This is a genomic window from Streptococcus sp. SCPM-O-B-15277 (M60) (genome assembly GCF_058200335.1).
The window spans coordinates 571,651-584,727 of record NZ_JBYQGR010000001.1 but is presented as its reverse complement, the minus strand read 5'-3'; the positions used below and the strand labels follow the sequence as shown (position 1 = coordinate 584,727).

The 13,077-nt window shown below is 35.6% G+C and carries 15 protein-coding genes; 1 reads left to right on the top strand and 14 read right to left on the bottom strand.

Features of this window, described 5'->3' with window-relative positions:
- Positions 1–7: 7 nt before the first annotated feature.
- The 6 genes from AC3E9F_RS02915 to AC3E9F_RS02890 form a co-directional block, all read right to left on the bottom strand.
- Complete coding sequence (locus tag AC3E9F_RS02915) at positions 8–808, bottom strand: dihydroorotate dehydrogenase electron transfer subunit (protein ID WP_490672788.1); 801 nt, start codon at positions 806–808, stop codon at positions 8–10.
- Between the two features lie 248 nt (positions 809–1,056).
- Positions 1,057–1,746, bottom strand: coding sequence for a sugar phosphate nucleotidyltransferase (locus AC3E9F_RS02910; RefSeq protein WP_263393649.1), 690 nt, complete (start codon positions 1,744–1,746; stop codon positions 1,057–1,059).
- A gap of 12 nt (positions 1,747–1,758) precedes the next feature.
- Positions 1,759–2,637, bottom strand: coding sequence for a DMT family transporter (locus tag AC3E9F_RS02905; RefSeq protein ID WP_263393650.1), 879 nt, complete (start codon positions 2,635–2,637; stop codon positions 1,759–1,761).
- Positions 2,627–3,496, bottom strand: coding sequence for a phosphotransferase family protein (locus tag AC3E9F_RS02900; RefSeq protein WP_263393651.1), 870 nt, complete (start codon positions 3,494–3,496; stop codon positions 2,627–2,629). The genes AC3E9F_RS02905 and AC3E9F_RS02900 overlap by 11 nt, the downstream gene beginning before the upstream one ends.
- A gap of 12 nt (positions 3,497–3,508) precedes the next feature.
- On the bottom strand, positions 3,509–4,531 hold the full coding sequence (locus tag AC3E9F_RS02895) for a ribitol-5-phosphate dehydrogenase (RefSeq protein WP_490672787.1): 1,023 nt from the start codon (positions 4,529–4,531) through the stop codon (positions 3,509–3,511).
- A 4-nt stretch (positions 4,532–4,535) separates the two neighbouring features.
- Positions 4,536–5,243, bottom strand: a complete 708-nt coding sequence (locus AC3E9F_RS02890; protein ID WP_036752755.1) for an IspD/TarI family cytidylyltransferase — start codon at positions 5,241–5,243, stop codon at positions 4,536–4,538.
- 320 nt (positions 5,244–5,563) lie between these two features.
- Here AC3E9F_RS02890 and AC3E9F_RS02885 point away from each other — a divergent pair, with 320 nt between their 5' ends.
- A complete protein-coding gene (locus tag AC3E9F_RS02885; protein WP_142557396.1) occupies positions 5,564–5,863 on the top strand; it encodes a YbaB/EbfC family nucleoid-associated protein in 300 nt (99 codons plus the stop codon).
- A 46-nt stretch (positions 5,864–5,909) separates the two neighbouring features.
- Here AC3E9F_RS02885 and AC3E9F_RS02880 read toward each other — a convergent pair whose 3' ends face one another.
- The 8 genes from AC3E9F_RS02880 to AC3E9F_RS02845 form a co-directional block, all read right to left on the bottom strand.
- The gene (locus AC3E9F_RS02880; protein WP_490672786.1) at positions 5,910–7,673 is read right to left on the bottom strand and encodes a glycerophosphoryl diester phosphodiesterase membrane domain-containing protein; all 1,764 of its coding nucleotides are present in this window, start codon (positions 7,671–7,673) and stop codon (positions 5,910–5,912) included.
- 10 nt (positions 7,674–7,683) lie between these two features.
- On the bottom strand, positions 7,684–8,274 hold the full coding sequence (locus tag AC3E9F_RS02875; protein ID WP_263393662.1) for a 3'-5' exonuclease: 591 nt from the start codon (positions 8,272–8,274) through the stop codon (positions 7,684–7,686).
- A gap of 69 nt (positions 8,275–8,343) precedes the next feature.
- Positions 8,344–8,835: a DUF536 domain-containing protein gene (locus AC3E9F_RS02870; RefSeq protein WP_004252719.1), complete on the bottom strand. Its 492-nt coding sequence runs from the start codon at positions 8,833–8,835 to the stop codon at positions 8,344–8,346.
- A gap of 194 nt (positions 8,836–9,029) precedes the next feature.
- Positions 9,030–9,908, bottom strand: coding sequence for a tRNA pseudouridine(55) synthase TruB (gene truB, locus AC3E9F_RS02865; RefSeq protein ID WP_414277881.1), 879 nt, complete (start codon positions 9,906–9,908; stop codon positions 9,030–9,032).
- Between the two features lie 73 nt (positions 9,909–9,981).
- Positions 9,982–10,782, bottom strand: coding sequence for a hypothetical protein (locus AC3E9F_RS02860; RefSeq protein ID WP_263393665.1), 801 nt, complete (start codon positions 10,780–10,782; stop codon positions 9,982–9,984).
- 11 nt (positions 10,783–10,793) lie between these two features.
- Entirely contained in the window at positions 10,794–11,636 is an 843-nt protein-coding gene (locus AC3E9F_RS02855; RefSeq protein ID WP_490672785.1) for a hypothetical protein, read from the bottom strand.
- A 94-nt stretch (positions 11,637–11,730) separates the two neighbouring features.
- Positions 11,731–12,114, bottom strand: coding sequence for a hypothetical protein (locus tag AC3E9F_RS02850; RefSeq protein ID WP_263393667.1), 384 nt, complete (start codon positions 12,112–12,114; stop codon positions 11,731–11,733).
- Positions 12,115–12,266: 152 nt separating this feature from the next.
- Complete coding sequence (locus tag AC3E9F_RS02845; protein WP_263393668.1) at positions 12,267–13,070, bottom strand: alpha/beta fold hydrolase; 804 nt, start codon at positions 13,068–13,070, stop codon at positions 12,267–12,269.
- Between the last annotated feature and the right edge of the window lie 7 nt (positions 13,071–13,077).

Sequence of the window (13,077 nt, the reverse complement as noted above, 5' to 3'; positions counted from 1 at the left end):
ACTCTCCTTATAAAACTACTGTTCCGGTTTTAAATACAGGTCCATCTTCACAGACACGTTGACTAACTGTTTCACTATCTGGCACTTTTAAGACGCAAGCATAGCAAGCACCCATACCACAAGCCATACGCGATTCTAAAGATAGATAAGCTCTTGGATGTTCGTAAAAGGTTTGATTGATGTATTTCATCATACCAGGTGCTCCGCATGAGTAAACAGCATCAAATTCAGTGTCCAATTCCTTAATCACAACTGAGACATTACCCTTGATCCCATAAGAGCCATTATCGGTCGTCACAAAGACTTGACTATATTGGGATAATTCGGCTTCCAAAATGACAGCATCTTTAGTAGCAAATCCTAGAACAGTTGTAACTTCTACTCCACGATCATCTAGTTGTTTAGCTACTTCAAGTAAGGGCGGAACTCCAATTCCCCCTCCAACTAGAAGAACATGACTACGTTGGTCTAAATCTGATAAGTCAAAACCATTTCCTTGAGGTCCCATGACATCTAGGCTATCCCCTGCTTTTAAGGTCGAAAATATTGCTGTGCCAGAACCCTCAATACGATAAATGAGATGACATTGGTTTTGAGACTTATTAATAGATGAGATTGAAATTGGACGACGCAAGAGATGAGCATCATCAGGAACTCGTAAATGAAGAAATTGTCCAGCTCTCATAGCTTCCACCATTTCTCCTTCTAGTACTAGCTCATAGATTGCTGGCGCAATTTCCTCTTGAGATATTACTTTCATATTCTCCAAGCGAATAGCTCCCATCCGCTTTTTACAATTTGAATTCATAACTTTTCCTCCTTAAATTTTAAGGGGATCAGATAAAGAAAAAACCTTGCAATTGCAAGGTTTCAGTTAAGATATTTACAAAAAGTAGCAAATAAGCACTTGCTTACCTGCTTCTATCGTAGTTTCTTTTCTCTGACACCTTGTGAGTCTCTCTGGACTTCCCTTAAAGGTTAAATTTTCACTAGTATACTGCATCAAGCCTAAAAAGTCAAGTAAAAATAGGTCAGGTATCAGTTCATAAAAACTGCTTATTTTTGTGAAGAAAGAATCTTTTCTAATTTTTGATAATCTTTGACACTGTCAATTTCGTAAATAGAATTTTCTTCCAACTCTTCTACGTAAACATCTAGTTCTTTGATATTATCTTTAACCATATTATCCCAGTAAAGGTCAACAAACTCACCGCTTGCATAGGCTTCATCGATAAAACCAACAATTTTCTCAGCTGTTGGAGCATCCCAGAATGATACACCACTCAAGATGCGTCCGTTTTTGCTATCGACAATGATATCTTGAACTTTGTAATCATCTCCGTAAACCAAGAACCATTCATTATCACAGTCTTCACGATAAACGCTGAAATAAGTTGAACGCTCGATATCATTACGGAACATATTTTTGAAAAGATAGTTATCCGCATCGATAACATAGCTGTTGGCCAACTCTTCTTTTACCAGGTAGAGAGAATAAAAGTTATTGTAATCAGCATACTTATCATTGAAGACCAAACGAACACCGTATTTTTCTTTAAGGTAGTCGAATTGTTCTTTCAAATAACCTACAACGATGATAATATCATCAATTCCACGTTCTTTTAAAAATTCAATTTGATATTCAACCAAAGGTTTTTGGTTGACTTTAACCAAGGCTTTGGGAGTATTTTCTGTCATAGGACGTAAACGAGTTCCCAATCCCGCTGCTAAGATGATCGCTTTCACGCGTTTTCTCCTTTATTCTTTAATGATAATATAAACACCAGCCATTACGACAAATGAAGTTATAATGGTCAAAACAGTCAGAGGTGTCCCCAAGAACATTGCTGCAAACAGGACAGTCCAAACTACATAACTGACATTTAGACCAGTAGCTTTTGCTGGCTGCAATCGATTGATAGCCATATAGTAGGCAAGATAAGAAATCATATTAAATGCCGCAAAGACAATTAATAGACCAAACAATTGGCCATTTGCCACTTCTGCAAATGAGTGATGCGAGAAGAGCACAATAACAAGATAAGACAAGAAGGATGTAACTTGACGAATCAAGAGAGCTTCAATTTCACTGAGGTCACTTTCCATAGCAAAGGAGCTCAGAACGCTTTCACTTCCCCAAGCAAAGGCACAAATCAAGGCGCAAAGAATACCTATGTAGAAAGAATTGACCTGCTCTGCTTTATAGGTCTGAGCAATAATTCCTGCAATGATTAACAAAATTCCAAATACTGTATTCTTAGAAACCTTATGCTTTAGAATAAAGAAGGCAAGAAGGACAGAAACTGCAGGATAAATCGCTGAAACAGACGAAGCTAAGGAACTACCGATGTATTTGACAGCATAAAGGTTAGCCTGCATACCAATCGGCCCAGCTAATAGTGCTCCAACGATAACACTGACATTTCGAATGTTTAAGAAAATTGAAAAGCGAACTTTTCCTTCTTTAACGAGTAGATATCCTAGCAAGATAAAAATACTCAGAAAATCGTGTGCAGCTGCTACTACAAAAGGCGAAAGATCTGTGAAGATTGAAAAAATATAGGCACTAATGGTTAATCCTAATCCCCAGAATACACCTGAAAGTAATCCAAAAGAAACTCCATTTTTAGTTTTCATGAGAACCTCCCTTAAAATCCAATTCTTTTACTGCTCTATTGTAACGAGAGATTCCATAATCACCAAAGTCTGCACCATTTTCTTCTTTGTAAATAGTCCAAAGGCTCCAAATAATATCTTGCAAAATTTTATAAATTCGAATTTTCTGTTTCGAAACAGGAGTCTTTTCACTCTCGTAATGAGCCAAAAAGTTTTCCTCTTCTTCTGGAGTGAATTCAGACTCTAGAAAGAGTGCCGCAAGGTCCCACATAGGATCGTTCATGGATGAATATTCCCAATCAATCAGATAAAGATGCCCATCTGGTGCTTCAATAAAATTTTCAGGAACCAAATCAATATGACAAGACTTCTTCTCAATTCCGATTTGTTCAAGCTCTTCTTTCAGAGAAAACACCGATTTTCTAACAGCTTCATAGTTTGGATAATAGATCTCTCCTTGAATCAAGGATTCATATTTTTTGATTTCCTCAAAAGGAGCAAACTCTCCTTTTAATTCTTTACCAGATGCATGAATGGTTTGTAGAATGGGAGCAATTTTCTCAAATCTAGTTTTAATGGTATCTAAATTAAGTGTTTCAGCATTTTCAATGTATTGATTAACTTTGATACCAGCTTCAATATCAAAAAGATAATTTTCGACATCTAATTTCAAATCTTTCAACAATTCAAGATTGAACTTTTCATTCTGACGGTCGATTAATTTATCCGTACCTTTACCGAAAAATTTAACGATATACTGATTTGAGGATGTTTGAACCAAATAGTTTTGATTGGTCATTCCCCCTAACTGTTCCACACTTAGAATTTCTTCATCACCTGATAATAAAGAGGCGATCTTTTCTTTAACAATTTCCTTCACAATTATCCCTCATTAGACTTCCCACTTAAATACTGTCTTGAAGGCAGTATTAAGGTCTGTTGCAAATACTCGATGAATATCCTTAATCTCTCTTACTGGTTCTTCAAGATAGATGATATTCTTCAAACGATTGGCAAACTTCTTAATCTCCATCATATGGATGGCATTTTCAAAGTCAACTCGCCCAGAACGAGAAGAGCCGACTAGTAGCAAACCTTTTTCCAATGAATCACGAGTGTTGATATTAACTTTATACTCGCTAACACCCATCATCAGAATGGTACCTTGCGGTTTGATGTAACGAATTAAGTCATTAATAGCAGGTCCACATCCATCACCACCACAGCATTCGAAACCATGGTCAAAACTAAGGTCCTCTGGGATGCTATCCGTAATATAGAGTTCCTTAGCAAATGAAAAGAGTTCCAATTTCTCCCAGTGGCGGCCAATGACAATAATTTCAGCTTCAGGCAAGGTGTAGTTGATAATATTAGCCACGACAAAAGCTAAACTTCCATCACCAATAACTGCAATTCGTTGACGTCTACTGTGAGAAACTGTCATGAAACGATTCATAGCGTGCATACCCACGCTGACAAACTCTGTTATGGCAGCAACTGTATCTTCGATGTCCTCGTAGGCAACCACACGATCCTTAGGAAGAGAAACAAATTCTCGCATGAATCCATCGTAGCCACTTGATAAGAAATATGTTCCAGTCATGTAATTTTCGTAGAATTCCTCATCACTTTGCATAGGTGGTTGATTTGGAATCATAACAACCTTCTGACCAACTTTGTAGGTACCGGTTGGATCAGAAATAACTGTACCACAAGACTCATGAATCATAGCCATTGGTAGTTTTTGGGCTAAAATTTTTGGATCTCGTTTACCTTGATAATAGCGCTGATCCGCATGACAAACAGCCATATAGTTTGGTCGGATGAGGATATGATTCTCTTGATCAATTTCTTCTTCCTGGTATTTAATATTAATAAACTTTGGTTTTGTCAGTTGATAAATTTGATTAATCATGTCTCTAGTCTTTCTCAATCATGCTTTTAGCAATCTTCAAGTCTGTCACTGTTGTGATTTTAAGATTTGAGTATTCACCCTTAGCCAAGGCTACATCTTTACCCTTAATGACAAAGATCTTACATGCATCTGTTAAAATTTCTTTTTCTTCTGCTGATAAAGAACCATACAAGTCAATAAAGTCTTTACAACGGAAGGTTTGTGGAGTTTGTCCTTGGTATAGATGAGCACGATTTGGAATATCTGTAATGAACTGACCATTTGTACTTTCAACAATGGTATCCACCGCTTCAACCACAGTGTCAACAGCATCATGTTTTTGAGCAAGAGCGATATTGTCTTGAATCATGCGAAGTGTGATAAAGGGACGAACCGAATCATGCGTCACTACGATATCATCTTCTGTTAGTGGACGGTAAGCATCAATTGCTTCAATAATCTTTTCAATACTAGAATTACGATCAGCCCCACCTTTTGTAATGATGATGCGGTCCTTGTGAAGTGGAAGGAATTTTTCAACTAGATCTTCAGCATGTGTAACCCAGTCACCATGAACTCCAACAACAATTTTTTCAATACTTGGTTCTAGGACAAATTTTTCAATTGTATGGATTAGAATTGGGCGGTCTCCCAACTCAAGAAATTGTTTAGGTAAATTACTGATACCCATACGCGTGCCGGTTCCACCTGCTAAAATTCCAGCGTAAATCATATTGATTCTCCTTTGGTTTGTTTTAAAAACTCATTCTTTAGTATTATATCATAATCTAGCACTATCTTGAAATAAATACTAGTTCTCTCTAGTTAGAAACTGATGATGAGAGCATTTCATGCATTGAACATTTAAAACTAATCCTTGCATTATTAACTCTCGGTTAATATAGAGTTCTTCAGAATAATATAGAAAGCTTAAAGAAACCTTAAACCATTGGTTGATATATATATAGCAATCCTGAAATTTTAATTAGACTTTTCCAATTAAAATTGTTAAAATAAAATGGAAAATAAAAGAAAAGGAAGCTAACTACCGCCATGATGAATATGCAAAACATGATGCGTCAAGCTCAAAAACTTCAAAAACAAATGGAGCAAAGCCAAGCTGAATTGGCTGCCACAGAATTTGTTGGGACTTCTGCTCAAAACCTCGTAACTGCTACCTTAACAGGTGATAAAAAAGTTGTAAAAATTGATTTTGATCCCGCAGTTGTGGATGCTGAAGACATTGAAACTCTTTCAGATATGACTGTTCAAGCTCTCAATGCTGCGCTCGAACAAATTGATGAAACTACTAAGAAGAAACTTGGAGCATTTGCTGGTAAGTTACCATTTTAATTAGATTATCAAAAATAGGCTGGTACACAGCCTATTTTAATTTATGTTAAAAAGCAAATAATTCAGTTGCTTTATTTAGCAATAAGTCACTATATTCAGGATCTTCCTGAGCAGTTTCTAGTTCTTCTTTTATTTTTTCCAAGTCATCCGTAATTATTCCGTCAACACCTAGGTGAAAAGACTTATTAAAAGATTCGGAACTATTGATTGTCCATACATAGAGTTTTTGATCAGTATTCCATAGTTTCGTGACAAAATATTCATCCAAAGTAGAGTACTCCATTGTGTAGCCTGTCGCAACCGTTCTAGGAAAAACAGAATTGTAGGGAAGGATAAGATAGATTGGAATATTCTTATCATACTGAGTTACTTTCTCAACAACATGGTAATCCAAGGATTGCATTTGATGACCATAAACCTTAATTTTTGCAGCATACTTTTCGAGAAAATGTTCCATCATCTGCGGGCTATCTTTGTGGCTGGTCTTAATTTCAATGAGTAGTTTCTGATGCAGTTCATTTGCGCGAGTTAGATAATCATCGAAACTTGAAATCTTTGTATCATAACCATTCTCATGAATGTCAATCTGCTTTAACTCTTCTAAGGTCAAATCTTGTGGTGTTTTATTGATACCAGCTAATCCTCTAAGATTAGCATCATGCATCATGACAAATTGTCCATCCTTTGTTTCCTGGATATCCATCTCGATTAAATCTGGTTTTAATTGAGATGTTTTTTCTAGGGATTGAATGGTATTTTGTACACCATTGCCATTTGATACACCACGGTGTGAAATCACAAGTGGTGGATTGACTACAGGAGCTTCTAGATAATTATAGCCTTCAATCGCAAAGAAGATACATGCACACACCATGACACCCCACCTCATGATATGGTCCTTCTCGCGTCTTGGCATAATATCAAGTTCTTCTCCTGTTAAAAAGGACGTAAATTTTACAAGGAAATAGGTTAATGCCATATAGTGGAAATTCTTGATAAGAACAAAATTCAAAATAGCTAGAACCAGAGACTCTCTCTGAGTAAGGCTATCCACTATATACTGAGTAGATAATATTGGGATGAGAGGAAGATAGAAGAATAGATTGGTTTTTACAATAATTAAGAATAAATGCCAAGCGTAAAACCAAAAGTGATCTTTAGTTTTATCCAAACTATAAATGATTGCTTCCTTAACCGTCATCTTTTCATAAAAGACCTTGGGCAGAGTGAATATCAAGCGAACTGAAACATAGAAGAATAAGAGTGATAAGATAATAATGGCTACCCACCACATCCAGTACTTATCTTCCATGTAGGTTTGAATAAACTCTGGAATTACGATTTTATTGAAATAATAAATCTTAAATATCTTTCTGATAAACGGAAATAGCATTGCTACAAATATAAAGATGAACAAAGCTTTTGAAATAGTCAATTCCTTCATAAAAGCAAGGCTTTCACGGAATACTTTTCGACTATATTCTATGAGAGTTCTTTTTTCATGATAAAGAAGATGACGGGCTCCAATAAAGAGAATACTGAGTTGAAAATAGGCTACCAGTAGATTAATGGCTATCAAAACCACAAAACCAAGACTGACTATAGGAGCATTTTTTATGATTGAAAAAATATTGTTATAAGAAATAAACAAATATCCAGTCTGACTTAGTAAAAATCCAGCTATGACTGAGTTTAATGGCAACCAAATATAGTCTACCAGCATAAAGATTAGAAAGAATAGAAAGAGGATTTTATCTAGATTTAGGTAAATCTTTTTAAAACCCAATTTTTTCGGTTTTTCAGGTTTCATAAAAAACCTCCTAATCAAAAAGTTGTGATAAATCTAAACCACCAAAAGGATTAGAATTGAGGTTGCTCTGAGTATTGAGTAAAAGCCGACTCTCATCCGACTCCAGAAAAGCTTCATAAACTTGCGCAGTCATGCGAGCGTCTTCTAAACTATTATGAGATTGCCCTTTAAATCCTAGAAAGCTAGCCACAGTTTGCAATTTTAGATTAGCGATTCCGTGTAAATCAGAACTACGACGTTCAAAAGCCTCATCATAAAGATCGACTTTATATTGTTCACGATAGTCAAACCCATGTTCTAGTAAAATCGGTAAGTCACTCTTTGCTGCATTATAACCAACAAGTGGCAAGGCTCCAACAAAATCTTGAAACTTTTTGAGAACTTCTTCTACCTTTGGAGCATCTTTGAGTGTTTCAGAAGTAATACCAGTCAAACCATTAATAAAACTTTTCAAAGGAACATCAGTGTAGACATAAGAGTCAAACGCTCCTACTTCTTCACCTTCTTTAAAGTGTACTGCCGATACTTGAATCAAATGAGTCTTATCCTGGTGTTTATTGAATTCTAAATCAAATGAGATATAATCTCTTAATGTTTCCATCTTTTCAATCCTTATTGATTTGTAAAAAGAAACCACCTGGTCTATTTATAGAAACCAAGCAGTTTTTTCTTATTTTCCAAATAAGCGAGCAAAGAAGCCTTTCTTCGATGCTTGTACTTCTTGCTTAGCTTGATCCAACTCCAACTGAAGTGTTTCTTGATCCTTCATTGCTTGAAGAGTCAACTGTTGTTGTTGGTCCAGTTGTTTATCTTTTTCAGCGATTTGGCGGTCTTTAACTCGCATCTGTTCATCTTTTTCAGCCAGTTGTTTATCTTTAGCTTTTAATTGCTCATAAAGACGGATGATTTCGGCATTCTTTTCATCAACAAGAATCTCCATGAGCTCTCGTTGCTTAACTTCATCACTAACAGGTTCATCTTCAAAGATAGTCTTTTTGTAGATTTCTTCAAGTTTGATCAATCCACTACGGGTAACAACAGTGACACCTTTGTCGTTTTTTGTAATATCTTCTTCAGGTAATTCTTTGACACGATTATTGATTGCTTGTCGGGATAGCCCCAAGACCTCAGCAATCTCACTGACAGTCATTTCAATACTCATAATATCCTCTATTATTCTCTAACTTTTCTTAAATTAAATCTTATCATAAGTAAACCGAACTGTCAAATAACACTGTATTTTCAATGGTTTTTTAGGACATAAAATTCTAAAATATTTTCACGGCCATTTTTTGAAATGTATGAGAAAAACTCATCTTCTAAATTGTAGGTAAAAATCAACGGTTTGGTAAATTTTTAAGAGAAAACCTTTCTAGGTTTATAAAGATTTTCACGCTTTTCTAAAATAGCTAATAGCTTCTCGCCTTCAAAAGCAGCTAATTGTTTTTCTGTTTGCTCTAATTCGATAAAACGTCCAAAACGGACTTCCTCTGCCTGCTTCGGAGTAAGATAAACCTTAACTAAATCCCCTGTCCCAATCTCAATCGGATGTAGAAAATCGAGTTGTCCAGCCTTTACTTTTTCGGAAATTTCTTCTAAATTCAGAGAGTCCTCTAGTTGCAAACCTGCAGCACTGGTACGTGTTAACTGAGACATATGGGCCGCATAACCAAGTTTTACTCCAAGGTCAACAGACAAAGTACGGATATAAGTTCCCTTACTGCATTTCACGCGAAAGGTAAATCTGGCAAGTCTATCCTCATAAGAAATGGGACTCGTTCTTTCAAAACTATAAATCGTTACCTGACGCTCTGGACGCTCGACCTCCTGACCAGCACGCGCATACTCATAAAGCTTGCGACCATTGACCTTGACAGCAGAATACATAGGAGGAACCTGTGTGATATGTCCAGTCAGAGAGGCTATTGCTTCATCAACAACTTTTTCATCCAAGGGTGACAAAACAGGTGACTCTGCAATGATTTCCCCACTAGCATCCTCGGTCGTTGTAGAATATCCCAGAGTGATTTCCCCCTCGTAGACCTTACCCTCATCCTGCATGAACTCTACCATGCGCGTAGCTTTACCAACTGCAATCGGTAAAACGCCAACAACATCCGGATCCAAGGTCCCACCATGACCAATCTTCTTGGTTCCTAAAATCTTACGCAGTTTAAAGACTGCATCATGTGACGTCATCCCTGCTTCTTTCTTTAAGTTGATAATACCGTTCATTTTTGCTTTCTAATTTCCTTTTCACTTTATATCAACATACTCTATCTTAGACAGATTTTAAAACTATATCAGCTCATTCTTCTAAATATTTCTGCGCTTCCTGAACATAAAAGAGTTCTGGATTTTCATGGGCGATGCTTTCAAACAAACTACGAGCACGAGCTTCATCTCCTTTTAGCTGAGCATTGAGAGCTCCGTAATAAGAAAACATGATTCGAGCTAGATTATTTTCTGGTTCGGCAGTGTCGAAGTAGTCATTCACTTCTTGATTGAACACAATATCTTTTATGGCTTGAGTTTGAGCAACGAGTTTGGCCTTCCCACCTTTCGAATCTGGTGCCTTGGACAATTGTTCCTCAAAGAAAGCAATGTCTCGCGCATCTTGAAGATGGATGGAAACTTTTAATAGTTCATAGGTTGATATTAAAAATGTATAGTCTCTTAATCTGCCCCAAATTTTTTTCAAATTATACTTGGACATATTTTCCTTGGCAGCTTGAAAATCTCCTTTTAGATAAGCTACTTGACCTTGGATAAATTGGTAATACTCACGATATGTTGCCCTAAAAGGCTTAATAGATTTTTCTGATTGAACTCTGAACATGTCCACATAGAGCTTAAGATTAATAGCATCGTTTAACATTAGATAAACAACCTTGTTTAGGACAAAACGTAAGTATAAAACTAGACTAGCAAGTAGTACTACTACTAATAATAATATTACTCCCCACTTTTTCGTATCACTTTGGAAAATTAAAAACACAGCCAACACATCCAAAACAAGTGTAATAATTGAGCTAATTTGACTAATAGTCTCAATTTGTAGAAGAATATTCTCTGTCGCCCTACTTACTATTTTTTCAATTAATTTCATATATTACTCTCTTATTCCTCTGCTCCTAAATATTTCTTCGCTTCCTGAACATAAAAGAGTTCTGGATTTTCATGGGCGATACTTTCAAACAAACTACGAGTACGAGCTTCATCTCCTTTTAGCTGAGCATTGAGAGCTCCGTAATAAGAAAACATGATTCGGGCTAATTTATTTTCTGGTTCAGCAGTGTCGAAGTAGTCGTTTGGACTCTTCTTTTTAATAATATCCCTAATAGCTTCTATTGTATTTAAAGCATCCCTTAACCTACTACTTTGAGAATTCGTCCTCGTATATAAATGAGCTAAAACTTCAATCTGGTTTGAAACATCTTCTGTTCTATTAGAGTGAATTAGAGAAAGAATACTAAAGTAAATTTTAGATATTTGAATCTCAAATTTCTTATTAAAATTCATATCCTCAAGACTGATGCACTCTAAATTATCAAGTGTTTCTTTAAATTTCCCTTGGTAGAAAAAAACTTGAGAAACAGCTATTAAATAGTTTACATTATTGAACAGTTGTTGCCCCTTTAAAGAGCGATCAGCGATATATTTATAATAATTTACATATTTCTCAAAGTTAATATCGTTTAAAAGGAAATTTGCTACAGCTTTTTGAACTAATTTATTATTTAGTAAGATTAATGTTTCAAAAGTAAAACATAGAATGGTCCAAAAAAGGAATTTTATAAAGTCTAAATCTCCACCCTTAAATAATTCTAGAAGCATGCCTATAAATGATAAACAAACTATAGGAATTAAGTAACCGTAAACCTTTTTGGTATGTTTATATAACTTAGGAATTTCAAATTCAGAAATTTTTAAAATATAATTATTGACTATTCTTTTCATCATCATCCTCAATCGTAGAATCTAAACATAGAAATGCGCTTATTAATACTGGTGTAGCTTTTGAAACTAAAATTTTACATCTTTATTTGCAAATATTTTAATCAAGCTTTTCAATTTTATAAAAATCCTCCAAATAAAATTGTTTACTAGATTCTCTAAGTAAAAAATTTTCAAAATCATCTTCATCTTCAACTATTGTATACATTCCGTTGTTAACGATAAAATAGTCATTATTGATCTTGTAGTGTCCATCGGAAAGTCTTGAAAAATCAATGTCTTCTAACTTCAATTTGTCACTTTCACTAATTCTTAAACGTAAACGAAAGGCTCCCTCTTTCATATAATCTTTAAGAGAAATTGCTGCATATCCTCCAAATGCTTGTTTTTCTGGACTAGATGACTTTTGATTTTGAACTGCTTTTTCTTTAAGAAAAGAAGTGATTCTAAATGAACGTGATATTTGAAAACCTGGGCTAGCCAATGGCTGATCTTCAGCATCAAATACAGATAAATCATAGCCTTTCTTTTTAATAGCATCTTCTACTACAGTCCTAAAATCTTACGTAATTTAAAAACCGCATCATGCGAGGTCATCCCTGCTTCTTTTTTTAAATTGATAATACCGTTCATTCATTAACTTTCTAAAAATACTAAAACTCTATTTTGGAAATTCTTATTCTGCTCATAAAGTGCATGCCCACATTCTGGTAAAAGGGTGAGTTGGCTATCTTTGATATGTTGATGTAATTCAAGCGAATCTTCAACGCCTAGAACATTATCTTTTTCTGCTCCAATAATGAGTGTAGGACAGCTGATTCTTTCCAAAACAACCAGACTATCATGTTTTAAACAAGATACAGCCTGAATAGAAATACGTTGTTTATCTTTAATGCGACCAAATATTCCCATGACATTATAAAGTAACCGCCACGTTTGATAGCTCTTTTGCGTGTAGGAGTGCTTTGCAATATCCAGCATGAGATGCTTAAAATTTCCAGATTGACTGAGTTTTTGCCAACGCTCAATTCGTTCTCTAGCAAGTTGACTAGGCTTCGCTGTTGTCACAGTTAGGATGAGTCTTTGAACCCTTTCTGGAAAATCCACAGCTAACCATTGAGCAATCATTCCACCTTGTGAAATCCCCATAACATAAGCACCAGTAATATTTAATATCTCCATTGCTTCCGCTACATCTGCTGCCATATTTCGTGTTGTATAGTTTTCTGGCAACTCATTGATGCGACTAAAAACATAAACTTTATAAACCTTGGCAAATTCTCGGTAAGTTAAAGCTAGCATTTGAGCCATGCCCTTAACTGTCTGTAACCCATCCCCCAAGCCTGGTACGATCACTAGAGGCTTCTTTCCTTTTCCAAATATCACATAGTCCATGCTCTTATCATTAAAATATAAGGTTTTCCCTTTTGTTGAAGACATTACTTCG

Bases quoted from the DNA above. Each gene is read 5' to 3' on its own strand.
- AC3E9F_RS02915 (WP_490672788.1), bottom strand. From the start codon at position 808: ATGAATTCAAATTGTAAAAAGCGGATGGGAGCTATTCGCTTGGAGAAT.
- AC3E9F_RS02905 (WP_263393650.1), bottom strand. From the start codon at position 2,637: ATGAAAACTAAAAATGGAGTTTCTTTTGGATTACTTTCAGGTGTATTC.
- AC3E9F_RS02895 (WP_490672787.1), bottom strand. From the start codon at position 4,531: ATGATTAATCAAATTTATCAACTGACAAAACCAAAGTTTATTAATATT.
- AC3E9F_RS02890 (WP_036752755.1), bottom strand. From the start codon at position 5,243: ATGATTTACGCTGGAATTTTAGCAGGTGGAACCGGCACGCGTATGGGT.
- AC3E9F_RS02885 (WP_142557396.1), top strand. From the start codon at position 5,564: ATGATGAATATGCAAAACATGATGCGTCAAGCTCAAAAACTTCAAAAA.
- AC3E9F_RS02880 (WP_490672786.1), bottom strand. From the start codon at position 7,673: ATGAAACCTGAAAAACCGAAAAAATTGGGTTTTAAAAAGATTTACCTA.
- AC3E9F_RS02875 (WP_263393662.1), bottom strand. From the start codon at position 8,274: ATGGAAACATTAAGAGATTATATCTCATTTGATTTAGAATTCAATAAA.
- AC3E9F_RS02870 (WP_004252719.1), bottom strand. From the start codon at position 8,835: ATGAGTATTGAAATGACTGTCAGTGAGATTGCTGAGGTCTTGGGGCTA.
- truB (WP_414277881.1), bottom strand. From the start codon at position 9,908: ATGAACGGTATTATCAACTTAAAGAAAGAAGCAGGGATGACGTCACAT.
- AC3E9F_RS02860 (WP_263393665.1), bottom strand. From the start codon at position 10,782: ATGAAATTAATTGAAAAAATAGTAAGTAGGGCGACAGAGAATATTCTT.
- AC3E9F_RS02855 (WP_490672785.1), bottom strand. From the start codon at position 11,636: ATGATGAAAAGAATAGTCAATAATTATATTTTAAAAATTTCTGAATTT.
- AC3E9F_RS02845 (WP_263393668.1), bottom strand. From the start codon at position 13,070: ATGTCTTCAACAAAAGGGAAAACCTTATATTTTAATGATAAGAGCATG.